We start from the raw sequence: 23477 nt of genomic DNA, 5'->3' as shown, positions 1-23477 counted from the left end.
AAAAACGGCTTCTATGGTTTTTTAAAAAGCCTGTTAAAATTTTTAACTATATTCGTCACCAGGTCTTCTATCCTTCCCTACCTCCTGAAGACCTGCATTTTAAAATCTGTCCTTTTTTCTCTGTCTTAAATGGATGCGGAGATAAGATACCGGGCACCAACCAATTTTATTGATGAAAAAATTTTTCCTGTCCCTCACCTTCTGTGCTATTTCTTTTTTTGCTAATTCTCAAAATGCCAGTGTAGAGCACTCCACCTACGGTATCCAGAGTGGAATTTTGGGCCTCTGGTTTCATAATGAGGCTGCCCTTTCAGAGGAGATCGCGCTGAGAAGTGAACTCGGCTTTGACACCGGATTGTTTGCCGGCAGCTATTACGACAAGGTTGGATTTTTACTGGCGCCGGTGATAAGTCTTGAGCCCAGATGGTATTACAACCTCGATAAAAGACAAAGAAAATCCAGAAGAACAGAAGGGAACTCAGGCAATTTTGTATCCCTACAGACAAACTTTCATCCCGATTGGTTTGTGATCTCTAACTATGAAAATATCCGGGTGATAAGTGATATTTCAATAATTCCCACATGGGGAATAAGGAGGCACATTTGCAGCCACTTCAACTACGAAACCGGAATTGGTCTGGGCTACAAGTATACCTTTGCGAAGCAAGCGGGCTACCTTGAAAATCAAAGTGACTTAGCTATTAATCTGCATTTGAGGATTGGCTACAGGTTTTAATTGATATTAAAAAGTAAAAAGAACAACCATGAATAGATCCACATTTATTATTCTCATTCTTTCATTGCCGCTTTTATCCGCATCCTGTAGTAATGAACTTGATTATAGTGAAAGTTGGATAGAGTATGCCACTTTTGATGACTATGGCCACAATAATAAGCAGAAAGTAACGGAAGACACTGTATACGCGTCCTTCACTACTCCCGAAAAACCCCTGATCCTTCAGATCAGAACTCAATCCAATGATGGTAGTTCGCCCAGGTTCTTTAGGACCATCCATGAGGGAGAAAGAATAGAGATCACCAGGGAAGTTCCCATGGGAGGATTTCATGAGCATGACAATGGCGCTACCAGGCATGTGAAGGATATCGACATCATGATCCCTTCAAACCTTTTTTCGGCAGGACAGATCCTAAAATATGAAACCATTATTGGTACCCATACCGGCAATCTCTCAAAAGAAGTTATTGTACAGATAGAGCCCTAGAGCCTTTATTTTAACTAATCTGACACTAATGACGGTAAAATGTCGTAGCAAAGACGCAACACTTTGATTGGTTCACAGAATACTTTTGCTCTACACAAAATCATAGAAATGAAAGATCTCAAATTATCTAAAAGAGTAAAAGAACTTAGAAAGCAAAACGGCCTGACGCAGGAACTGCTTGCAGAAAATTCCGGCCTCAGTTTAAGGACAATTCAACGGGTTGAAAATAATGAGACTGTTCCCCGGGGAGATTCTTTAAAAAGATTAGCTCGGGCCCTGGCAACCACCCCCGATGAAATAATCGACTGGCAGGTAACTGAAGATAAAGGATATCTCACTCTAATGTGTTTGTCTGCCATGGGATTTCTATTCTTTCCGATCCTGGGGGTAATTGTTCCCCTCATCTTCTGGATCCTTAAAAAAGACAAATTAAAGAAGGTGAATGAACTCGGTAAATCCATTATGAACTTTGAGATCACCTGGTGCATTATTTTTTTCTCTTGTTTTATCCTGATGTTCTTCGGCTTTTTTAGCGGGTTTACCACTCTAAGTCCAAAAAGCATTCTACTGTTCTATATTCCGCTAATAATTCTATATTTCTACAATTTTGTAGTAATTCTTATCAATAGCATAAGGATCTACAAGGAACAAAAATTCAGATTCGTACCGGCATTCCGGATCTTTAAATAGTTGAAAGGAATCTCGACAGACTGGTTAAAACTATTACTAAACCTCTCTGCCGGTGGACAAAAAATCCTAAAATAATAATATGAAAGCATGGAATTTTCAAGTAAAAAATGATCCTAAAGAGGTCAGCAGAAGGTTAGAATCCTCCCTTGGCGGAACTAAAGGATTTGTCTTTAAAGTAAATTCTGATAAAAAGGAACCGGTAAAATTTAAGATCCGGAAACGGATGCTCCTGGGATTTGAAATAAATACTCAAAATAATCTTATTGTAAACGGAAAATTATTCCCGGCAGATCCTGAGAACAAGACCGATGTAAAAATTGATTTCAGGTTACACCCATTATCCAAAGTACTGCTTTACGGCCATCTTATTTTGGGATTAGGCTTGTTAGGCGGGGTGGCCCTGGAGTACAGTTCTAATACTTATATGTGGATAATAGGAGGAATTTTATTAGCAACAGGGGTCTTGATCGGACTACATATAAAAAAGGAGTTTGAGAGGCAAGTTCAGGAATATAAGACTTTGATCTCCGGAATATTAGAATTTACGCCTGCTGAAGGCCGAGGGCCGACAGAAAAGGATCGGGCTCAGCAGTCTGTATAGTATTTTAAACAGAACCTTGTCAAAAAACTTTCAATAACATCTAACACCTCAAATATTGACCGAACAAAAAACAGCAGGAAGACAAAAAACCCTTAGCAGCATATTGACCTGGTTACCTTCACTGGTAATCACCCTTTACTATATTCCAAATGCTCTGGACAAATTACTCAACCCATATCAAACCGGAAAAATAGTAGAAAGTGCTGTTGTAATGATCATCGCCGGTACTTTCCTGTTAGTTGGGACAGGGCTGTTCTTGTACAGAAAAACTATTTTGATAGGCACTTCCATGCTGGTTTTATATATGATCTTTATTGTTCTGATCCATATGTATAAAGGAAAACCATCTGAGGTCGTGATTCTGGTTCTTATGGCGACCATTTTCGCTTCTTACATAAGACAGCCGCATTTATTTATCAAAAACAATAAGTACAGATCAGAAAGTTTTGAAGAGCAGGAAAGGAAAGAGGTGACCCAACATCAAATTAGAATTATATACGAACCCAATATAAAGTTGTGAGCCATTGTAGCTTTTTTCACCTTCATTCTGGCAAGTGCAATCTTTTCTGACTGGGAGCATTTTAAAGCGGGATTATTCGAAAAGCCTCCTGTTGAAAAAATTCAAGAGTAAATTTTCTTAACCTTATATCCAAATACAGAACTCAGTCAAACCAATTAAGATCGGTAGATGATGATAGGTTCAAGTGAAAGAAGTTTTAAATCCTTATAATCAGGTTCTATGAAAGAAATAAAATTAGGAAATTTTACAATAAAGGATATTAATGGGGCAGTCATAATTTGCGTTGCATTTTGCCTGGTTTCGCTGGGCTATCTTGTATTCCTCATATTTCAGGCAGACTTTTATGTTTTACCTTTCCTTACCATTCCTCTCATTTGCGGCCTGATCACAGAAAATAAGAGACTCAGTGATCATTGGACATTCTTTGTTATTAAACTAATGTTTGCCTTTATTCTGTCCTCCTTTCTAGTATTTATTATCAATCTCGACTCGTTTAATGCCGCCGAAAAGATTAGGAATTGGCCCTATATTTTCATCGTCATATTTGCTTTTATTTCAGCAATATTTTACGAAAAGAAAGCAACCCCCAGAATCACCGAAGGAGTCACGTTACTCCAGTCCATTGCTGTAATTTACCTGGTCCTCCAGACCGGTTTTTTTATTGGATCCAATTACTTTATGATTTCTGCTCTTGGGATAGGAATAGTATTCATTGTTTTTTCTTTTTATAACGCATTTTCTTCCCACAGATTAACCAAAAGAACAAGACTCATCCTAAGCGTTTGGAGTTCTATTGTAATGAGCATCTTTTCCCTTGTCTACATCTACAGGGTCTACCATTTCCAATACTTTACCGGTATTTATTCCATAGATTACTTCATTAATATTCTACAGCACTTTTTATTGGGAATATCTCTTGTCTATATCATCCAGAACCTTCGAATGGTCGCTGTGTACGTACCCTCCAAAAACAGCTTTTTTGATAAGGACCATCTAACAAGAATAGCCAGAATGAACAAACTCCATATAGGTAGATTTTCCCTGGAGCAGGTACGAATAAAAGATTCCTTGCTACTAAGTATGGTATCTGTTGTGGTATTTTCGGCGAATTATATATTTAATTTTCTTCCGGAGCTAACCTTAATCTGGATTGTTTTCTGGACTGCGCCCTTCCTCATAGCCATTAAAGACCGGGTGTCAATCAAAGCTGCAAGGGAAAGGAACAGCTCCAAACCAGTGGTCCCAAATTCTTCTCCTGGCATGAATCCCTGATGCCGGAGGGAATTTTATCAAAATTTCAAGAAGACCATTGATACCTAATACCTATTATACTGCAGATGATATTGAAATCCTAAACCGGGATAACTGGAAGAAAAATACGTTGCTGGACGGGATTCCATACGACGAATCCTTTTGGAAATCTTTCAAGAAAGAAGATAATTTTATGCCTTAGAAATTATGAAAAATCTATTTGTTGCAGTCTTACTAACTCTATCCTCACAATTGATCTTCTCTCAGGTAACCGGCACCATCGTGGATAGCATTGAGAAAAGGCCAATCCAGTACGTAAACGTATGGATCAAAAACAAAGCTTTGGGCAGTACCAGTGACCACAATGGCGAATTCTCCATCGACAAGGCAAAAGAAGGAGACACTTTGATGATCTCCTATATGAGGTTGAATCAAAGGAGGTATTGGCAGGAATAGAGCATTTGACCATCTACTTGAAAGAAAGCACAGAAGAACTCAGCGAAGTGGTAATCATACCTAGGAAACAGGAACTTGAAAAGGATATAACCTCCTATAAGCGCCGCGGGCAGATCCTGGAATTCCTTTACGCGGGAAAAAATCTGCAATACTCCGCTGCCCGGTTTTTTGAACACAAGTCCAGATATGAAAAAACTCCATTTATAAAAGAAATTTCAGTGGTGACAGATAACACCCTGAACGATCCCGTGCCGCTTTCCATCAAGATCATTGCTGCAGATCCCGACGGACGGCCTTCCGAAAAGTACTTGTCTAAGAATTTTATTATTGAAACCGAAAAGGGCCGGAAAGAGACCACTATAGACCTGACCAAAGAAAAAGTGCAGGTGCCGGAAAATGGTTTCTTTATACTCTTGGGAAGGATCTATCAGGAGGAATACAGGCACATGAACAGAAATTATGAAGAGGGGAAATCCATTAAATACATATACCAACCGCAGCTGGGAATGGTGAAAGGAGGCGACGGGGATTTGCTCTGGTGGTATTACGGCGGAAGCTGGAAATTCCCGAAAGACCTTAAGCGAATTATCTCATTCCCGATGAAAGATCTTGCCCTGAATGTGGTCCTGAGCAATTAATATTATTTTAAAGGGAGATATTGAGCCAGCTCTCCATCTTCTATAAAAACAATTGCGTCAAAATGCCGGAGCCACTCCGTTTTTAAATGCTTTTTCCTGGCACTCCATAATTTGGCATAATAAGGTGAACCCGCTAACTCCGGAAATTTACTTCTAATTTCTTTGGCGTCCATAAAATAGTCCTGATCAATATCGGGCAGGTAGTGTAAGAGATTCTTCCGGGATTTTCTCTTTCTCTGAATTTTCTTAATCTTCCGGTAAGGCATTTTTACTGAAGCGAATGCGATGTGGTATGAATTATCGGGATTGGCCTTTAAAAATTCAACTCCCATAGTTTTCTCTCCCATGTATTCACTATCTGTCCTTGCAATATGTGCATTAGCCGCCCAGACTATAAATTTTTTCCCGGGATATTTATTTGCGAAAAAGCTGAGATTTTCAGCCATCTGCCGGTCTCTTTCAGCAATTGACAATTTTACATCCTTTGACCTGTAGACAATGGAGCAACTTCTTAAATTTTTGATAGCCTGCAGCCAAAACCTGTTCTTGTGAACATTTGGATGAATGAGAATCTTTTCAGTTTCATTATCAAAGTAAAGCAGATCCTCAGGAGCAATGAGATCATTAGCCTTGAATTCAGATTCCAGGATCTGGCGCACAATGGATATATACCTACTGCTGAAATCTATTCCTTCACTTTTTAGAAACTTCTCCAGGTCGCCCGGAAAGGTTTTTTTAGAATAAGGAGAATGAAATTTATTATCTACACCCCAAATGGTAACACTATACTCGTCAAAAAACTTAAAGAGTTCCTGACATTGTTCAGCCTGAGACCAGATACCATAGAGATGGGACTGCTGATGTTCATTATAAAGCGCATAAAAATCTGATTCAAAGATGATATTTTCAAAACCCTTTTCCTTCACAAGGTATTTAACGAAGTCTGTTTTCTTTCTTAGATCTGCTCCAGATCTGTGAAAAGATTCTCCTAAGAACACAAACTGCTTGTTGTCGATATTCTTCGAAATAATTGTCTTTACACTTTCAGAAAGGATATTAGAAGAGTCCGATAATTCATAAACATGATCTTCTATTTGAGCTGATAAAATAGATGGAAATAGCACCACTAAAAGAAAAAATAGTTTCTTCATTTCAATATTTAAGATTGTAAATATGAGATAAATTTTAAAATTTTCTTCCTTACCGGGATTTTGAAGTTAAACCAGACCTCTTTCAGAAAAACCATTAATGGCCAACAAAATTGTTAGTTGGAAATTGTTAATGATCATTCCTCCACCTCGGCAAAAACATTATCGCTAATGGAAAAGTCCAGGGTTTCGGCATCAGTTCCATATTTTAGGAACTGGTCGATCCCTTTCTGAAGCATAAGTTCTGTAGAGAATTTGCGGCTGGTGGCGAGAACGAATCCGCCCCGGGTGATCCTGAAGAAGTATTTTCCCGAACCTGTCCTGGCTTTTCTAAAAGTAAAAGATTCGGTGTCCTCCCGAATAGTTTCTATGATCTTCTCGCAATCCGATTTCTGCTTACAGGCAATGCTGGTGAAGATGGTTTTCCCCTTCCGGGAGGCAAAAGTGAACTTGTAATTTCCATTATCTCTTTTACTTATCACGAATGCACTCATAGTCTATCCTCTGGTTATTGAAAACTTCAAATCTAAAAAAACAGAAGGGGGAAGCAACTCATAAAGTTTCAAAAGTTATTAAGAGGGGAAACGAAATGTTCCAAGCACCAATATCCAAATTCCAAACCGGTTAAAACTTTTCCAAGGTTCCATAGATTAAAATAGCATACTTCAGAATGAAAAGCCATGTCTCATTATTAAAACTTTGGAAAAGTTGGATCAAACAGATGGCGCGGATTTGTAATCCGTGCCGATAGCAGGCAGGAATTATTTATTCGAACAAAATCACTTCAGGCCTTGGCCTGAGCCTGCAGGGGATCAATGATAATTGTTAATTGTTGCTGAATTGATCATATTCCTGCCCTAAATTCTATCCCCAGCTCCCGCATCACTTTAGATGCTGAAATTATTTTTCCGACCGAAGATTTAGAATGATCAAATTCCGGAATTTCCAGTCCGGCTTCACAAGCTTTTTCGCTGTAGTACTTTTCACGTGGTGGATTTAGCGGAAAAACAGCGTTGTATTCCTCTCCAAAAATGTCATTTTCGAGTACCTTTTTTATCACCTGCAGGCAGTCCTTCAAATGAATAAGGTTCACAGGCCCCAGTGGATTTGCGAGTCCGCTTCTGCCGGCGAGATATTTCACCGGGTGCCTTCCCGCGCCAATAAGTCCGCCAAAGCGAATCACTGTGGTGTCAAAAATGGGATTTTGGGACAATGTTTTTTCTGCGGAAATGATCTCCCTGCCCGAAGCCGAAGTTGCGTTAGGTTTATGATCTTCGGTATATATGGTAAAGTTTTCTGTTTCCTCATAAACTGAAATCGAGGAGATAAAAATGACCTTTTTGACCCCTGAAGTTTCTATTGCCCGTCCCAGCTTTGCAATAGCCCCCGAATAATCAGATTTCGGATCTTTGCGGAGTCCCGGCGGGAAATCTATCACCAGGACATCGGTCAAAGCCAGAAAAGCTTCTATATCTCCTACAATTCCTTCCGCAGCAACCTTCAGTTGAAATCCGGCTATTCCGGCATTACTCAAAAGAGGCAGTTTATCTGCAGAGGTGGTGGAGCCTTTCACCGAAAGACCTTCAGCAAGAAGCATTTTAGCCAGCGGTAGTCCCAGCCAGCCGATTCCAAGAATCGATATGTTTTTGAAAGGTATAATATTTAAGGATTTAAATGAAATTCCAAATTCCAAGCACCAAATTCCAATATCGGGTTTAGCTATCTTGATTCTTGGCTCTAGGCTCTTGGTTCCTGGTTCTTGGTTCTACTTCAAATTTACTCCAATTTAAAGGTTCGTTTTACAACAATTGCATCATTCAGCACAAACGGCCTTGGGATCATATCATCTGCCCGCGCAGGCACCTGTAACTGCGGATTCTCATGCAGGTCGTATGAGGCTTCCAAAAGAGTGATCTCGGGATGGATTCCCTCTTCCACACTCAGCTCCAGCCTTAGGGTGTCTTTACTCACCGCATAATAAGTCAGGATATTATCCCACCAGCGATTTTTATGCACATGAAGGTCACTGCTGCCGGGTCGCAAATCTCCCGCTTCTTTTGCATTGGCTTTAAAATAATTAAAATCAATTCCTTTGTCGGCAAAAAGTTCAATCCTGTTAATATCGCGGTTGGGCGCAATCTTAATGTTATATACATCCTCGCCTTCGGGTTCAATAACAGCTTTTTGAACCGAAACATAAGGTTCCGGAAGCATGATTTGTGGCGCCACCGCCGTTTTACTGAAGTTACTGCCATTCTTGCTGCCAAACCAGTGCTTTAGCTGTGCCTCTAAAGCATTTTCAAAATATGGCGCAGTATAGTCATCCAGTATTTCTTCATAGGTATTCCAGGTAGCAACGCCTTTATCTTTATCGGCCAGGTACACCAGACTGTTGGGGCGGGGACGATCTTCATTAAAATCTGATTTAAAATGCGCGATCACAAAGAGCACCATAAATACAAGAAAACTCAGAAACCCAAATAACTGATTATTCCTGAAGGCTCCAAAAACCGGCCACAGCAGTACGAACAATAAATTCACCAGGACCGCCGTAAGCACCAGCATCCCAAGACCCAGTGCCACCGGAAAAGAGACTATAAAAGGCATGAGAATAAAAATGACAGGCAGACTCAAAAATGCCAATATGGGCAACTTCCATTTTGGATCAAAAATCATTATCAACAGCTGGATTATTCCAAACAACACCGGAATAATAAAATATGCAGCACCCTTTAAATAAACTGCGGCCAGCACACTTATCACCCACCACAAAATGAGAGGTGCTACCAATAACTGACGGGAATTTTGTGGTTTTCTAAACTTGTGATAGACATAAAAACATACAGCGAGAGCAAGAAAAATCACTGCTCCAATATACCAGTAGCCGTTATAGGTAAAGCCGTGTTCCATTTCTTTGTACTGCGGGTAAAACCAAAGAACTAATTCCCATAAAAAGTAACCTAGAATACCTACCAGGAACAGCGACAAAAGCAAAGGCAAAAATCCTTTCACCATTGATTTTATTTCCAGCCTCCGCTTCAGCAAACCATAAATGATCACTCCAAGCAGCAATGTAAAGGACAGGATGACCATGGGCATGATCCAGCTATAGGGATATTTAATAAAATTGAATCCGGGAAGATTAAAAAAGAGTACATCTTCTTCCGAAGAAAAATTATCTAAAGGGACCGACGCCGAATAATTCAGTAAAGGCATAAGGTAACTCCCCTGGTGAGCCAGGGTTCGCAGATCCAGGTTCCCGGGAACATCTGTTGCCGTGTGATAATCAAAATGATCGTCAATAAAAGCAAAGTTGAAGCCGTTAATATTCCCCTGTTCCCGCAACACCGTGAGATCTGTATCATTGGGCAACATTTTATACACGCTGTAAGCGAGGGAATTGGTGACCGGGAATTGCACCCCGGCTTCTGAAAAATGGTTGATCAACGCCTGGTTCCCGCTATTGGTCTCAAGCAGCATAAAAGAATTTCCCCCGCTGCCACGAGACTCAAAGTTGAGGGCCAGCCCCACTTCTTTAGCCCAGGGATGTTCTTCTGTAAATAGGTCGGCGCCATTAAGACCTAACTCTTCGGCATCGGTAAAGAGCAGTATGATATCATTTTCAGGCACTTTTCCCGAAGTCCGGTAGGCACGAATCCCTTCAAGAATGGTGGCAACGCCACTGGCAGCATCACTTGCCCCCGGCGAAGAATGCATTGCGCTGTCATAATGGGACATAAGAAGCAGCGCAGGACCGTCTCCCGTACCTTGAATTCGCGCCAGGATATTTTGCGCCCGTACAAGGGTGCCTTCCCTGTTGAGGGAAAAGCCTTCCTGCATTTCTATTAGCAGACCCAGCTGTTCAAGTTCATCCACGATGTAATTGCGCGCTTTGGAATGGGCAGCACTGCCCACATAATGCGGCTCCTGTGCCAAAGCCTCCACATGCTCAAAAGCCCGTGCAGTAGAAAATTGACCGGCCGGCACTTCTTTGCTCAGATCCACCTGTGGCCTGGTACCGGAGAAGCTCCAAATAACCCCGGAAATAATTATTAATAAGGCAATTCCTGCTTGAATTTGTTTCGACATAATTCAAATATATCTAAAAGCACTTCAACAACTAAAGACTTACTCCCAAAAATCTTAAATTATTGCCAACACACTTCAGGTTATTATATAAATTTTATATTTTAAGAACTAATTATCAAACACTTGTGCTATGGGTATTAAAAGTTTTCAGGGTAGAAGGGCCGAGCCCGAAAAGGCTGCAAGTGCTTCTGTTTGCGTTTCAGATTATATGTCTACAGACCTTGTGACCTTTAGGAAAGATCAAACTGTTTTTGAAGTCATGGAACTCTTTTTGAAACATAAAATTTCCGGGGGTTGCGTGGTAGATGAAGATAACAAGCTGCTGGGTGTAATTTCTGAAGGGGATTGTATGAAACATATCTCCGACAGTCGCTATTACAACATGCCAATGGATAATAATCTTGTGGAAAAACGCATGACCTGTAACGCGATGACGATAGACGCCGATATGAACGTGCTGGACGCTGCAAAAATATTCATTGAAAACAGGTTCAGGCGGTTTCCCATAGTTAAGAATGGGGAACTCGTGGGCCAGTTAAGCCAGAGTGATGTATTGCGGGCAGCCTTAAATCTTAAAGGGCAGAGCTGGAACCCTGGTATTTAAAATATTTTTTACTGAAGCCTCTTTGGAATCTTAGAACCGGGAGGCTTTTAGCTTATATTCTTTTTACCAGCGCATAAAAGTTCCCATCCAGCGGCAGGTATCCCTGATCATAGACAAAGTAGTAGGTATTGCCGGTTTTTGTAGTATAGATGCTGGTGAAGTAATCGAAATTAAATCCTTTTGCGGCAAGCCTGGATTTTGGAAGTTTGATTTTCCCATCGGGATTTAGCTCCTCCAGGATACGGTAATTTTTACGCAACTGGTTGTTCACGTTGCGCACCATGTTTTTGCTGTCCTTGTTCAAGTTGTTATTATAGGAATTGCGACAGTAATCACTGCAAAACTTCTTATCGGTTCTCCCTACGATCTTTTCCCCACATTCAAGACAGTTTTTTTCCATGTTATTAAAAATAGTGATTTTTTGATTAATCTGCTGATGAAGGTTTCCAGGTTACATGGTTTGATTTTTTTGCCACGAATACACGAATAGTTTGTATATACTCAGATCTTCTCACTCAGACCTGTTACCCCTGTTCATTATTAATTGGTAATTGTTAATTGAATTTTGGCCACGAAAATGTTTTGAATCGAAGATGGCGCGGATTTGTAATCCGTGACGATTTCTATAGTTCCTAAAGGTTTATCTATATGTTGTCCCTACGGGACATTGATCTGGCGGCGGTTTATTAGCTACCAATATTCTGTCCCTACGGGACATGTTTTTACCTGCGCCTTCGAATCATCAAATCATTATTGAATTTAGCCCTCCTCTGCTGAAGCTTCGGTGGGTAAGCGCTTGGAGCTTGACCCTCCTTCGCCACAGGCTCCGGCGGGTAAAAATTTGGTGTTTGGTGCGCTTTATTTTTTCAATTTTGAAAAAACCACCACACTAATAAACCTCCCGTCCTTTATCTCTGAATCTCTCATGATTCCTTCCTGCTGAAAATGTTGTTTTTCAAGAGCTTTTTGGCTACTAATGTTTTCTGTTTCCACAAAGGCTTCGATCCGGTGTAGATCCAACTTTCCAAAACCATGGTCAAGCACCACCTCCATGGACTCCTGGACGTATCCCCTGCCCCAATACTTCGGAAGCAGCCAGAATCCAAGTTCGGCTTTTTTGTGTTCCCGACTCAGGTTGTTGAAACCAATTGCACCACAAAATTCCTCATCTTCAGTTGAAATAATTGCCCACCAGATGCCGGAATGAGTCCTTTCAAGCTCTGCATACCACTCCAGCTGTTCCCAGGTTTCTTCAAGAGTGCTATAATTCACACCGTAATATTTAATTACTTTAGGATGGGAAAGCCCGTTATAGATATTTTGCAGATCGTCTTCTGTAATCTGCCGAAGGTTTAATCGCGAGGTGGTTAGGTTAGGAAAATCCATTTTTCATAATTAACAATTATCAATAAACAATTAAAAAAGTTGCAGGTTGCAGGTTGCAGGTTAAAAAAAATAATACTTGGAATTCTGTATCCTGTCTGAAATTTGGTGCCTGAAATTTGGTGCTTGATGCTTAAAATTTCTCAATACTAAATACTCAGTACTACTTAAGCTTCTCCAGTTCCAGGTTCAGGTCGTACTGCAGGTCTTCGTGCAGCTTTTCCATATTCTTTTTCACCAGTTCCAGCTGACGGTCGTACATATTTTGGAGGATCTTATTTCGGTGAATGGAAGGTTTATAATCTTCCATTTTCTGAAGGAAATAGATGAGTAATTCTATTTCAGTTTCTTTTTTACCCGAATAACGACTATATTTTTTCACATTTTTGAGCAGCTTGCGCATACTCTTTTTCGTGTAGTAGAAGTTGTTGCGATTGATGGCGGCAAACTCGGTATCAATTTCGGCTTTCACCTTTGCTTTATATTCTTCTTCATCATTTGCATCAAACAGAAGATAGGTTAGCAGCTCTTTGTTTTCCTTTTTAAAGCGGGACAGCCGCAGGACTATTTGCAGCAGCTCTTCCCTGTCCTGATGTTTTAATTCATCTCTTATCTCTTTAGCAGAAGCTGGTTTCATTAATTTCTTTCTTTTAAATATTCAAAGGTTGCCAGGTCTTTCTCATTCTCTACTCCAAACAAATTTCCATCCTTTAAAACAAAGCTACGGTTGGAGATTTCCAGCACATCACGATAGTAATGATCAGTAATTACTAATCCCTTAGTAGTTCTTAGATTGAGTAGAAGTTCTTTTATTTTTTCAATATACTGCGGCTCCACCATTGAAAATAGTTCATCAAGCAGCAGGAAAGGGTGCGGCAGGTGGGAAAGTAACAGCACCTCCAGGTATTTTAACTGTCCGGCAGAGAGCTTTCCTGTCTTTTGACCATCAAAAGCAGCAACCCCGGGAGCGTAAAAAATCCTGTCCTGTGCTTCCCCTTCCGGAAAAATTAATGGAATAACATCGCGCACTTTCATCTCCTTCGGAAGGAAAGTATCCTGCGGTAAAAAGCCAATTTTTTGCTGCGGAATAACCTCTGAAGCCTTCATCTTCACACCATCAATATTCAAATTTAATGAACCCACTTTTAAAGTTCCCATCATTCCTTTAAGTAAAGAGGATTTACCGGAACCATTCCTTCCAAAAAGGCCAATTATTTCTCCCTTTTTGCAGCTGAAGGAAATTTCTTTTAAAATCTGCCTTTTTCCGAAGCTCTTATTCACTCCTGTTACCTCTAACCGATTCATATAAATAAGAAAAGTATTAGGAGGACAGGCAAAATAAAGATAACGTTCAGGATCCAGACCCTTTTGATCAAATAACTCCTGCTTAAGCCGAGGTTGAAATAAAGATAATATTCATTCTTCCTGAAATAATGGAATCCAAAAAAACCGATAAACATACCAAATGAAATAAAAATGAGCAGGCCGATTATCACTCCAAAATAAATTGCGCTTATAACAGAAAAGACGAGATTGAAGAAATTAAAATCCCGGTAATACTTCCAGAAGGCTCTCAAATTCATGAAATATCTTCTATAGGGATTGTCGAATTCTCACTCTCAAAGAATTGATCAAGACATTTGATGTCACCAAAGTCCTGTAGAGGTTCGATTTCTTCAGATTCGGGATTTGCCCTCCAGGCCCTAACTGTCTCCATCACATCTGTTTTACCTGTCCCTTTGACAAGGGCTACGATCTCACCTTCATGATAGTCTACATGATAACAGTAACCCACGGTTACGCGTTCATCGTTCTGCAGTTTTTTTACCAGAAGCGTATCTAATGCAAGGTAAGTTGTGTGCTTGATTTCCTGCTCATCCCGCCCTGCCACCTTGTAGAAGAGCACAAGGTAATCTCCATTCTTCCTAAGGTTCAATAGCCTGTAGGTATCCTCGGGGGTGCCCATATATACTGAAGTATCAATCACCTTTTCGTAACCTGCCAACATCTTCAAATGCCTGTAGTCAGTGAATTCCGTTTCAAAAAGAGAGCTTTCAACTACCACCTGTTCTTCAGCCTGTTGTTTTTCCCTGCAGGAAGAAAGCAGAGTAGAGATAAGGAGTAAAAGGATCAGCTTTTTCATGGCAGAAGGTCTATACATGTAATAATACGAAAAAATTAGCTGCAAGCATAGCCATTTACAAATGCTTACAAACAGATCTAAACGAAAACAAATCAGTATCAACCGATTATCATTTGTTGGTGGTAGTAGGTTTGTCCTGTTGAAATGAACGAATGATTTTCAACTTATTTAATTCTTTATAACATGAATGCACTAAGAAACAAAGTACAGTTGATTGGGAATGTAGGCAACGCACCGGAGATCCTCAGCTTCGAATCGGGTAAGAAAATGGCAAGATTCTCCATCGCCACAAATGAAACCTATAAAAATGCCCAGGGCGAGAAAGTAACCGACACCCAATGGCATAATGTAGTAGCCTGGGGAAAGACTGCAGAGCTCATCGAAAATTATGTTCCGAAAGGAAAAGAGATCGGTATTGAGGGAAAACTTACCAGCCGCAGCTATGAGGACAAAGAAGGTGTTACCAGATACGTAACCGAAGTACTATGCAGCGAAGTCCTTTTACTGGGGAAATAGTAAGAAACTGAGAATAATTAAAAACATTAAAAAACAGAAATCATGAATGCACTAAGAAACAAAGTACAGTTGATTGGGAATGTAGGTCAGACACCGGAGATCCTCACATTTGAATCGGGTAAGAAAATGGCTAGATTTTCAATCGCCACTAATGAAACCTATAAGAACAACAAGGGAGAAAAAGTAACCGATACCCAGTGGCACAATGTGGTCGCCTGGGGCAAGACCGCCGAACTAATTGAAAATTACGTACCAAAAGGAAAAGAGATAGGCCTGGAAGGCCGACTCACCAGCCGGAGTTATGATGACAAAGACGGAGTAAAAAAATATGTAACCGAAGTCATCTGCAATGAGGTACTGCTTCTCGGAAAATAACGATCTGGCCAACATAATCCATACTATCATGAACACAATAAAGAACAACGTGCAGCTATCGGGCAATGTGGGCAAAGCCCCGGAGATCATGACCCTTAGCACCGGAACAAAACTTGCAAAATTCTCAATTGCCACCCGGGAGACATTTACCAAACAGAATGGTCAAAAGACAACCGTCACTCAGTGGCATAACGTAGTTGCCTGGGGAAAACTGGCCGAAATGGTCGAAAAACAGGTTCCCAAAGGAAGGGAAATTGAGATCGAAGGAAAACTTAGCAGCCGCAGCTATGAAGACAAGAACGGCAACAAAAAATATGTCACAGAGATCGTGTGCAGAGAGTTGATATTACCGGAAAAGCAAGCCTGAAAAAATGACCTTTTAAAACAACAAGCGCAGGAGATCTCCTGCGCTTATTGTTTTAAAAATATATCTCCTGCGCCAGCCGAAAGGTATTGGCATGGGCGTCAATTATATTTTTAATATGAGGTGAATAGCCGCCGCCCATGCTTACCTCTACGGGAATCTTAAGATCGTGGCAGGTTTGCAGCACATATCGGTCCCGCTCCTTACATCCGGCCTCTGTGCAGCCAAGTTTTCCGAGTTTATCGGTCGAAAGGATATCGACACCACTTAAGTAAAAGATGAAATCAGGTTTTTGTTCTTCGATGAGATTGGGCAAAGTATTCTTAAGGATCTTGAGATATTCCTTATCCCCGGTGCCATTTTCCAACTCAATATCGAGATCAGATTTTTCTTTTTTGAATGGATAATTGTTCCTGCCGTGCATTGAAAAAGTAAAAACTGAAGGATCATTCTGAAATATTTCTGCTGTTCCATTTCCCTGGTGCACATCGAGGTCCACAATAAATATCTTTTCAGCCAGTTTGTTCCGCTGTAGCCATCGTGCCGCCACCGCCTGATCGTTGAACATGCAAAATCCTTCCCCCTGGTTTGTGTAGGCGTGGTGAGTGCCGCCGGCAATGTTCATGGCGATGCCATGCTGCAGGGCGTATTCCGCAGCCTTTATGGTGCCCGAAGCAATGATAAACTCGCGCTCCACCAGCTGTTCAGACAATGGTAGTCCAATTTTCCTCGCTTCCCTGTAGCTCAGTGTCTGGTTTTTTAGTGCCTCCACATAATCCCGGTCATGTACAGCCAGAATATCGGCTTCATCTGGATAATCGGGTTCAAAGAAGTTTTCTCGCGTGCATGTGCCCTCGTGCAATAGTTGCTGCGGCACCAGCTCATATTTCTCCATTGGGAATCGGTGACCTTCAGGTAAAGGCAGCACGTATATGGGATGAAAAGCGATCTTGAGCATGTCCTGCAAATATATGAACCTACTCTTCCACTGACACCGTTTGGACATCATAAATAAGATCCCCATCTGCTGTTATTCCTTCTATGACCATTTGAAAATCTACTTCGGGTTTCTCAACTACAACGCTAATCTCATCGCTATCTTCAGTCCTTACAAAAGGTTTCCAGTCTATCACTCCATATTCTTCAAAGAATTTGTCGTGACGGTTTTCGTATGTGGGGGTATAAAAGGTTTTGCCTTCACTGTATCCTAAAGGAACATCTAATTGTTGAATCCTGTTTCGTTTTAAAGCCTGTCCCATCCTCAACTTAAAATTTGTATATACCTTGACACTTCCCCTGGCTCCAATGAATCCATTACCCATTCCTGTTTTATTAATTTCCACCCGATCTACATTAGTAAGAGAATAGCCGTAGAACATGGAAGTGTCGGGCATGTAATTGTCGTCCAGGTAAAATGCCATAAATTTCATAGGATCTTCCGGGGCTTGAGGGCCTGTATTAGCACCGTCGTCAGGAGTTCCCTCATCATTCCCGTAGCCGGTAGTAAAAATCCCGCCTCCTCCTGCACCAGTTGAGGTCGCCGTAAATGTTCCCCCCACTTCTTTAACAAAAACACCCTTGGATCGTAAATAATCTCCTAACGTACCATAGCCCCGAATATCCTGTTCCCGTATAACCGAAACTCTTCCCCAGGAGTGTTGATTGAGCTTTCTTTCCCGCTCTGTTACTTTGTCGATTGTCGCTGTAAGCAGCACCTCATCAAGTTCTTCTGCGTCCTGCTCAACATCAGCAAAGGCCGGGACGAGGGAGGTATTTTGCTTATTGAATTTTATAAACTTTGGAGTCAGGGCAGCCACTTGTGGCCGAAAATCTGGTATAGAGTTGGGGAAAAACTGAATAGATACCTGTGCAGGTAGTAAATCCCCGTCGGGTTGCATTCTGGAAATGATCATTTGTTCATCCTTGGTCGGAAGATATCCATCAAAGAAAAACTCCGGAGTTCCTTCGGGCAAATCAATAACCTGAAGCGGATTTATATCTGAAGCATGGATCATGTACTTCAAATTCTTCCTCTTCTGATCCTTTTTTGAGACATGAACCTTCAAGGAAATATGATCCTCAAAATTATATTGAAGATTCTTGTCGAAATTGAAGATGTTTTGCCAGTCATAACTACTCCAGCCCTGAGTAATCAAAAGATTGTCCAGCTCATTTTTTTTAGCCTCAGTTATGTCTTCAAAATACCAGCCTCCGTTCTCAACCGCACCTCTAATGTAAGGTTGCAGGAGGTTGTGGGACACTATATTGTGATTTCTTGAATATGAAACACTGTTGGTGGGTAGCACTGATATACTCATGGCTCTATCCCGTTTATCACCAAAGGAAAGCTTTAGTTGTAGAGAATCATTTACTTCCTTATGAGATAATTTTGCGGCCTTTGCTATCGGTAATCCATTGTAATTAAAGAAAAGCCTTTCGGCTACAGGTCTTTGTTCTTCATTAAATAGGGTGACAACATTTATTCCTGCATCCAGGACGGACAGGTCAACCATCAAAGGAATCGTTTTCTCCTCCTCAAAATCGATTATAAAAGTGCCGGAAAGATTCCTTCCCTGGATACGCAGGACGTAAGGCCTTGAGTGAACCTGGGGCATGGTCTCCAAATTCGTCTTTACAAGGATATTCAACTGGTTTTTTCTTTGACTTCCAGAAATTATTACCCCCGTTTGATCTACCTTCTTCCCGAAACCAACAGGAATTTCTTTTTCACCGGTTAAAACCAGTCCCTCGTATTTTTCATGAGGTTCAGGAATAAAAGATAACTTTCCTATTCCAAATTCGTTGAGCCGGGTACGGGCAACAACCTGCTCTTTGCTATCTTTCATAACCACTTCTGCATTGGGCAATCCTTATCCCAAACTGTCTTTAACAATGACTCCTACGTTGTTTAAGATACCGCTAAGCAGGTGACCACTTTCGGGTAAGAACTGTGCATCTACTTTTTCTACTCCGCTTCTGTTTTCTGCTGAAACAATATTTGATTCCAGGACTTGAATGGATTCAGAGAAAAAATCCTGTTCCTTAAAATTGCGCATATAATTTGTAAAAGCGGTGACGGTATAATTGCCTGAACTAAAATCTGAATCAATATTTACAACGCCCGAAGCAATGCCTTTGTTCACAAGAAGCAGCTCCTCTTTTACCACTTCTCCCTCAGGATCTTTAATTTGAACATATAAATTAGTCGTGGAAAAGGAGGGTTGCAGGTTATGCTTATTAAGGACGTAAGCAGAAAAACCCAATTGCTCGCCCTTGAGAAAAAGGTTTTTGTTTAAATGAAGATACACCGCTTCTCTTTGAACAGCAAAATATTCATCGAGACTCTGGATCATTTCTTCCTGGTGAGGAAGTAAATTCACCTGCTGTTCCTGGGCCATTGAGGAGGAACTAAAAATAATTAATAGAAAATGGGAGGCAAGAAGTAGTAGTTTCTGCATAAAGCGAAAGATTTGTTGAAGAATTAATAATCTTTTAAGGTAGGGATCAATAAAAATTCAACAACTACGCCAAAATACGATTTTCTAAAGTCTTCTGCATCAGGCTGTAAATCAATATTTTGCAGCTCTAAAATCATAAAACCTCACTAAACTTTTCGCTAGTGAGGTTTTATTTTTATCCATTTTTAGTCAAATTTTAGGATCAGAACTTCCAAAACTGGCTAAATGTTTCCCTTAAGAAATCACCGTCCCCTCCTTCACTCCGTCTTCATCTGGGTTTACAAAGACCAGCTTACCTCCAGTATTCTCGGTCATGAGGATCATGCCTTCACTTTCTACCCCACGAAGTTTTCTTGGAGCAAGGTTCACCAGAACGGTCACCTTTTTTCCAATGATATCTTCGGGCTTAAAGCTTTCAGCAATTCCAGATACTATGGTTCGCACGTCAAGACCTGTATCTACTTTTAGTACTAAAAGCTTATTCGCCTTTGGCATTTTTTCGGCTTCTACAATAGTCCCAACCCGAAGATCCATTTTTGAAAAATCTTCAAAAGTGGCAGTTTCCTTCTGTGGTTCTGCTTTTTTATTGTCAGCTATGTTTGCCGCTTTGGTGGCTTCAAGTTTATCCAATTGTTTCTGAATTTGTTCGTCTTCGATTTTTGAGAAAAGCAATTCTGCTTTACCAATGGCGTGTCCCGGTTCTAAAAGTTCCTTCCCGGCACTAATATTATCCCATTCGCTCTCCTCATTTTCTACTCCAAAAGTTACTCCGCTAGTGTAGATAACAGCTTCGGAAGTTGAACGGCCGTAATCAAGCATGCTCTTCAATTTTTGGGAGGTGAAAGGAAGGAAAGGTTCGCTGAGACTGGCTAAAGCCGAAGAAATCTGCAGCGCTACATACATAATGGTCTTAACCCTTTCTTCATCAGTTTTAATTAATTTCCAAGGCTCTTCATCGGCCAGGTATTTATTTCCGAGGCGGGCGACATTCATCAACTCTCCCTGGGCCTCTCTAAACCTGTAACGTTCAATGGAACTGGCAATCACTGCAGGATAAGCCTTTAATTCGGCTAAAGTCCGCTCGTCAACTTCAGAAAACTCTCCCGGTTTAGGCACAATCCCATCATAATATTTATTGGTAAGCACTACCACTCTATTGATGAAGTTTCCAAAGATCGCAACAAGCTCGTTGTTATTACGAGCCTGGAAATCCTTCCACGTAAAGTCATTGTCTTTGGCTTCGGGTGCATTAGCGGTCAAAGCATACCTCAACACATCCTGCTGACCGGGAAATTCCTCCAGGTATTCATGCAACCAAACTGCCCAGTTTTTCGAGGTTGAAAGTTTGTTGCCTTCAAGGTTTAAAAATTCGTTTGCAGGCACATTTTCGGGAAGTATGTAACTTCCTTCAGCTTTTAACATGGCCGGGAAGATCACGCAGTGAAAAACTATATTGTCTTTCCCTATAAAATGTACCAGTTTGGTCCCTTCATCTTTCCAGAAGGGTTCCCAGTCTTTACCTGTTTTCTCTGCCCACTCTTTTGTGGAAGAAATGTATCCAATTGGCGCGTCGAACCATACGTAAAGCACTTTTCCTTCGCCACCCTCTACCGGCACAGGGATCCCCCAGTCCAAATCCCGGGTTACTGCACGGGGACGAAGCCCATCATCGATCCAGGATTTCACCTGTCCGTAGACATTGGACTTCCAGTCTTTCTTATGCCCTTCGACGATCCACTCTTTTAGCCAGCCCTCGTATTGATCAAGAGGCAAAAACCAATGCCGTGTTTCCTTAAGCACAGGAATTGAACCCGTTATGGCCGACTTTGGGTTAATAAGGTCTGTGGCGTTATGGCTGGTCCCGCACTTCTCGCATTGGTCGCCATAGCTTTCTTCATACCCGCACTTTGGACAGGTTCCAACAACAAACCGGTCTGCAAGAAACTGGTCTGCTTTCTCATCATAGAGCTGTTGTGTAGTTTCTTCAGTAAACTTTCCGGCGTCGTAAAGCTTTTTAAAGAATTCGGAAGCAGTTTTATGATGTACCTCAGCAGATGTTCTTGAATAATTATCAAAGGAAATTCCGAAGTCCTGGAAGCTCGTTTTGATAATCTTGTGATATTTATCCACCACATCCTGGGGAGAAACGCCTTCCTTTTTTGCTTTTATGGTAATAGGCACCCCGTGCTCGTCACTTCCGCACACAAAAGCCACCTCGCGCCCCTGCATCCTCATGAAGCGGGCATAGATGTCGGCAGGCACGTACACGCCTGCTAAATGGCCAATATGTATAGGTCCGTTAGTGTACGGCAGGGCAGCCGTAATAGTATATCTTTTTGGTAATTCCATGGTCAAAATTAAAGGCTGTAAAGTTAAGCAAGTACAGGGGATTACACGTTAAATTTTAGTAAAAGGCAGTGCAGGTGCGGCAAATGTTGTGCATTTTAGTAAAAAAGTAAAAATGAAGAAACTACTAATACTGGGGCTTATAATTTTAGCTTCAGGTTGTAAAAGCAAAAAGTTGACGGCCAATTCTTCGGAAAAATTCCGTCTTGAAAATTTAGCCGAGGTCATAAAAGAGAACAATTTAGAAGAAATCTATCCCGAAGCAGAGATTTCTGAAGGTGTTGACTTCTTCGCAGAGGGAACCGAAAAAAGGGCCTACAGCATTCTATATCCCAAAACAGATGACGAGCTTCTAATTATATGGGATGATAAAACAAGAAATAAACCTCACCAGATATATACTGAAAATGATGGCCGTTGGAGAACCAGGGAAGGAATTGAAGTGGGAACCAGTTATGAAGATCTGGTCGAAATCAATGAAGGAAATATAGACTTCTATGGCTTTGGATGGGATTATAGCGGCGCAGTTGACTGGAAAGACGGTAAGATGAAGGATTCCAATGTCAGGGTATTTTTGGCACCGGTGGCTGCACCTCCAAAAAGTTTTTACGGTGATCAAATCATTGAAGCAGACCCCGAAGATATTATTAACCTGGATCTAAAGGTTAGGGCTATTATTTTTCAGAAAGAAAATTAATCCTCCTCAATTCAGAAAAGTTAAAAGAATTACCTCTCAAAAAAGGCAGAATAAAAACCCATTTTTGAAGGATCACTACAAATTATGGCACAACACAATGAACTTGGAAAACGTGGTGAGGAAATGGCCGTAGCCCATCTTCTTGCTACAGGTTATGAAATTGTGGCCCGTAACTTTATTTATCAAAAAGCTGAAGTTGACATCATCGCCCAAAAAGATAATATCCTGGCGGTTGTAGAAGTCAAAACCCGCAGTACACCCGACTTTGGGGATCCACAGGATTTTGTAAAGAAGAAACAGATCAATCAACTGGTTAAGGCGATCGACTATTTTGTAAACGAACACAACCTCGATGTGGAGGTGCGGTTTGACATTATTGCCATTATTAAGAACAAAGCCGGCACAAGACTGGAACATTTAGAGGATGCCTTTTTACACTTTTAGAGGTCCTCTCTCTCCAGCAGTTCACTAAAAGTAGAAGATTCCCCTTCATTGGATTTTCCAATGACAGAAAGAGTGGCATCTATTTCAAGAATCACGGCAGCGACATCATCCATACTTCCAAAACCTTTTTTTCTGGCTGCACCTATCACCTTACTTTCATCAAGTCTCTCCTTATGAAGATTCTTCTGAATAAATTTCCCATCATAAAAGAGCAGTGTTGGAGAAGTACTGAAGATCTTTTTAAATGCTTTTGATCTTCCCTCCAGATAAGCAAAAACGAACTGAAGCACCGCCAACAGAATAAAGGCTGTAAGGGCTTCGGAAATAGAAAGGTTTTTGGTTGTTAGGGTACGGCCAAAAACTGCACCCACAGCCACGGCGATGATAAAGTCAAAAGCGCTCATGCTAGCAAGGGTTCTTTTACCCGATATTCTTAAAATAAGAACGATCGCCACATAAGCAGTAATCCCAACAATTACAATTCGCAATATTGGTTGTATGCCGTTCCATAAAAAAGTAGTGTCATCCATA

29 protein-coding genes are annotated in these 23477 nt (G+C 41.0%); 15 read left to right on the top strand and 14 right to left on the bottom strand.

Annotated elements, in window-relative coordinates; all coding sequences use genetic code 11:
• The first annotated feature begins 172 nt into the window (after nt 1-172).
• The 9 genes from LA313_RS07615 (at nt 173) to LA313_RS07575 (ending at nt 5379) form a co-directional block, all read left to right on the top strand.
• Nucleotides 173-736: a hypothetical protein gene (locus tag LA313_RS07615; RefSeq protein ID WP_228914081.1), complete on the top strand. Its 564-nt coding sequence runs from the start codon at nt 173-175 to the stop codon at nt 734-736.
• Nucleotides 737-764: 28 nt separating this feature from the next.
• The gene (locus LA313_RS07610) at nt 765-1223 is read left to right on the top strand and encodes a hypothetical protein (protein ID WP_228914080.1); all 459 of its coding nucleotides are present in this window, start codon (nt 765-767) and stop codon (nt 1221-1223) included.
• A 108-nt stretch (nt 1224-1331) separates the two neighbouring features.
• Nucleotides 1332-1913 (top strand): DUF4870 domain-containing protein, encoded by a 582-nt coding sequence (locus LA313_RS07605; RefSeq protein ID WP_228914079.1) that lies wholly within the window; start codon nt 1332-1334, stop codon nt 1911-1913.
• 79 nt (nt 1914-1992) lie between these two features.
• Nucleotides 1993-2514, top strand: coding sequence for a DUF423 domain-containing protein (locus LA313_RS07600; RefSeq protein WP_228914078.1), 522 nt, complete (start codon nt 1993-1995; stop codon nt 2512-2514).
• A 55-nt stretch (nt 2515-2569) separates the two neighbouring features.
• Nucleotides 2570-3034, top strand: a complete 465-nt coding sequence (locus LA313_RS07595) for a hypothetical protein (protein ID WP_228914077.1) — start codon at nt 2570-2572, stop codon at nt 3032-3034.
• Between the two features lie 219 nt (nt 3035-3253).
• Nucleotides 3254-4306 carry a hypothetical protein gene (locus LA313_RS07590; protein ID WP_228914076.1) on the top strand — a complete coding sequence of 351 codons (1053 nt, stop codon included), beginning with the start codon at nt 3254-3256 and terminating at the stop codon, nt 4304-4306.
• Nucleotides 4307-4343: 37 nt separating this feature from the next.
• On the top strand, nt 4344-4487 hold the full coding sequence (locus LA313_RS07585) for a hypothetical protein (protein WP_228914075.1): 144 nt from the start codon (nt 4344-4346) through the stop codon (nt 4485-4487).
• Nucleotides 4488-4492: 5 nt separating this feature from the next.
• The gene (locus LA313_RS07580; protein ID WP_228914074.1) at nt 4493-4741 is read left to right on the top strand and encodes a carboxypeptidase-like regulatory domain-containing protein; all 249 of its coding nucleotides are present in this window, start codon (nt 4493-4495) and stop codon (nt 4739-4741) included.
• Nucleotides 4729-5379 (top strand): hypothetical protein, encoded by a 651-nt coding sequence (locus tag LA313_RS07575; RefSeq protein ID WP_228914073.1) that lies wholly within the window; start codon nt 4729-4731, stop codon nt 5377-5379. Before LA313_RS07580 ends, LA313_RS07575 begins: the two co-directional genes overlap by 13 nt.
• A gap of 2 nt (nt 5380-5381) precedes the next feature.
• Here the strand turns inward: LA313_RS07575 and LA313_RS07570 are convergent, their stop codons facing one another.
• From LA313_RS07570 to LA313_RS07555, 4 genes are all read right to left on the bottom strand, one after another.
• Nucleotides 5382-6530, bottom strand: coding sequence for an erythromycin esterase family protein (locus tag LA313_RS07570; RefSeq protein ID WP_228914072.1), 1149 nt, complete (start codon nt 6528-6530; stop codon nt 5382-5384).
• 134 nt (nt 6531-6664) lie between these two features.
• The gene (locus tag LA313_RS07565; RefSeq protein WP_228914071.1) at nt 6665-7021 is read right to left on the bottom strand and encodes a DUF1508 domain-containing protein; all 357 of its coding nucleotides are present in this window, start codon (nt 7019-7021) and stop codon (nt 6665-6667) included.
• A 350-nt stretch (nt 7022-7371) separates the two neighbouring features.
• Nucleotides 7372-8220, bottom strand: coding sequence for an NAD(P)H-binding protein (locus tag LA313_RS07560; protein WP_255702484.1), 849 nt, complete (start codon nt 8218-8220; stop codon nt 7372-7374).
• A gap of 83 nt (nt 8221-8303) precedes the next feature.
• Nucleotides 8304-10616 carry a M20/M25/M40 family metallo-hydrolase gene (locus LA313_RS07555; protein WP_228914069.1) on the bottom strand — a complete coding sequence of 771 codons (2313 nt, stop codon included), beginning with the start codon at nt 10614-10616 and terminating at the stop codon, nt 8304-8306.
• Between the two features lie 130 nt (nt 10617-10746).
• Here LA313_RS07555 and LA313_RS07550 point away from each other — a divergent pair, with 130 nt between their 5' ends.
• Complete coding sequence (locus LA313_RS07550) at nt 10747-11220, top strand: CBS domain-containing protein (RefSeq protein ID WP_228914068.1); 474 nt, start codon at nt 10747-10749, stop codon at nt 11218-11220.
• 52 nt (nt 11221-11272) lie between these two features.
• On the opposite strand, the gene LA313_RS07545 is transcribed toward LA313_RS07550, so the two are convergent.
• The 5 genes from LA313_RS07545 to LA313_RS07525 all read right to left on the bottom strand — a co-directional run bounded on the left by LA313_RS07545 (nt 11273) and on the right by LA313_RS07525 (nt 14746).
• Nucleotides 11273-11620: a hypothetical protein gene (locus LA313_RS07545; protein WP_228914067.1), complete on the bottom strand. Its 348-nt coding sequence runs from the start codon at nt 11618-11620 to the stop codon at nt 11273-11275.
• Between the two features lie 458 nt (nt 11621-12078).
• Entirely contained in the window at nt 12079-12606 is a 528-nt protein-coding gene (locus LA313_RS07540; RefSeq protein WP_228914066.1) for a GNAT family N-acetyltransferase, read from the bottom strand.
• 160 nt (nt 12607-12766) lie between these two features.
• A complete protein-coding gene (locus LA313_RS07535; RefSeq protein WP_228914065.1) occupies nt 12767-13240 on the bottom strand; it encodes a hypothetical protein in 474 nt (157 codons plus the stop codon).
• On the bottom strand, nt 13240-13908 hold the full coding sequence (locus LA313_RS07530; RefSeq protein ID WP_228914064.1) for an ATP-binding cassette domain-containing protein: 669 nt from the start codon (nt 13906-13908) through the stop codon (nt 13240-13242). Before LA313_RS07530 ends, LA313_RS07535 begins: the two co-directional genes overlap by 1 nt.
• A 274-nt stretch (nt 13909-14182) precedes the next feature.
• On the bottom strand, nt 14183-14746 hold the full coding sequence (locus LA313_RS07525; protein ID WP_228914063.1) for a hypothetical protein: 564 nt from the start codon (nt 14744-14746) through the stop codon (nt 14183-14185).
• Nucleotides 14747-14929: 183 nt separating this feature from the next.
• Here LA313_RS07525 and LA313_RS07520 point away from each other — a divergent pair, with 183 nt between their 5' ends.
• From LA313_RS07520 to LA313_RS07510, 3 genes are read left to right on the top strand one after another with little or no spacing between them, the layout of a single operon-like run.
• Nucleotides 14930-15262 (top strand): single-stranded DNA-binding protein, encoded by a 333-nt coding sequence (locus LA313_RS07520; RefSeq protein ID WP_228914062.1) that lies wholly within the window; start codon nt 14930-14932, stop codon nt 15260-15262.
• Between the two features lie 42 nt (nt 15263-15304).
• Nucleotides 15305-15637, top strand: a complete 333-nt coding sequence (locus tag LA313_RS07515) for a single-stranded DNA-binding protein (RefSeq protein WP_228914061.1) — start codon at nt 15305-15307, stop codon at nt 15635-15637.
• Nucleotides 15638-15665: 28 nt separating this feature from the next.
• A complete protein-coding gene (locus tag LA313_RS07510) occupies nt 15666-16004 on the top strand; it encodes a single-stranded DNA-binding protein (protein WP_228914060.1) in 339 nt (112 codons plus the stop codon).
• A gap of 52 nt (nt 16005-16056) precedes the next feature.
• On the opposite strand, the gene LA313_RS07505 is transcribed toward LA313_RS07510, so the two are convergent.
• The 4 genes from LA313_RS07505 to metG all read right to left on the bottom strand — a co-directional run bounded on the left by LA313_RS07505 (nt 16057) and on the right by metG (nt 21808).
• A complete protein-coding gene (locus LA313_RS07505) occupies nt 16057-16959 on the bottom strand; it encodes a histone deacetylase family protein (RefSeq protein WP_228914059.1) in 903 nt (300 codons plus the stop codon).
• A gap of 19 nt (nt 16960-16978) precedes the next feature.
• Complete coding sequence (locus tag LA313_RS07500) at nt 16979-18847, bottom strand: hypothetical protein (RefSeq protein WP_228914058.1); 1869 nt, start codon at nt 18845-18847, stop codon at nt 16979-16981.
• A gap of 24 nt (nt 18848-18871) precedes the next feature.
• The gene (locus LA313_RS07495) at nt 18872-19459 is read right to left on the bottom strand and encodes a hypothetical protein (RefSeq protein WP_228914057.1); all 588 of its coding nucleotides are present in this window, start codon (nt 19457-19459) and stop codon (nt 18872-18874) included.
• A gap of 234 nt (nt 19460-19693) precedes the next feature.
• Nucleotides 19694-21808 carry a methionine--tRNA ligase gene (gene metG / locus LA313_RS07490; RefSeq protein WP_228914056.1) on the bottom strand — a complete coding sequence of 705 codons (2115 nt, stop codon included), beginning with the start codon at nt 21806-21808 and terminating at the stop codon, nt 19694-19696.
• A 112-nt stretch (nt 21809-21920) separates the two neighbouring features.
• Here metG and LA313_RS07485 point away from each other — a divergent pair, with 112 nt between their 5' ends.
• On the top strand, nt 21921-22502 hold the full coding sequence (locus LA313_RS07485) for a hypothetical protein (RefSeq protein ID WP_228914055.1): 582 nt from the start codon (nt 21921-21923) through the stop codon (nt 22500-22502).
• Nucleotides 22503-22586: 84 nt separating this feature from the next.
• Complete coding sequence (locus LA313_RS07480; protein WP_228914054.1) at nt 22587-22946, top strand: YraN family protein; 360 nt, start codon at nt 22587-22589, stop codon at nt 22944-22946.
• On the opposite strand, the gene LA313_RS07475 is transcribed toward LA313_RS07480, so the two are convergent.
• Nucleotides 22943-23476, bottom strand: coding sequence for a DUF421 domain-containing protein (locus tag LA313_RS07475; protein WP_228914053.1), 534 nt, complete (start codon nt 23474-23476; stop codon nt 22943-22945). The genes LA313_RS07480 and LA313_RS07475 overlap by 4 nt on opposite strands.
• Nucleotide 23477: the final 1 nt, after the last annotated feature.

The sequence above is a fragment of the Salinimicrobium sediminilitoris genome, from assembly GCF_020866905.1.
Lineage (GTDB): Bacteria > Bacteroidota > Bacteroidia > Flavobacteriales > Flavobacteriaceae > Salinimicrobium > Salinimicrobium sediminilitoris.
The sequence above is the reverse complement of the archived record's forward strand: the minus strand, read 5'-3'. Positions and strand labels throughout refer to the sequence as shown.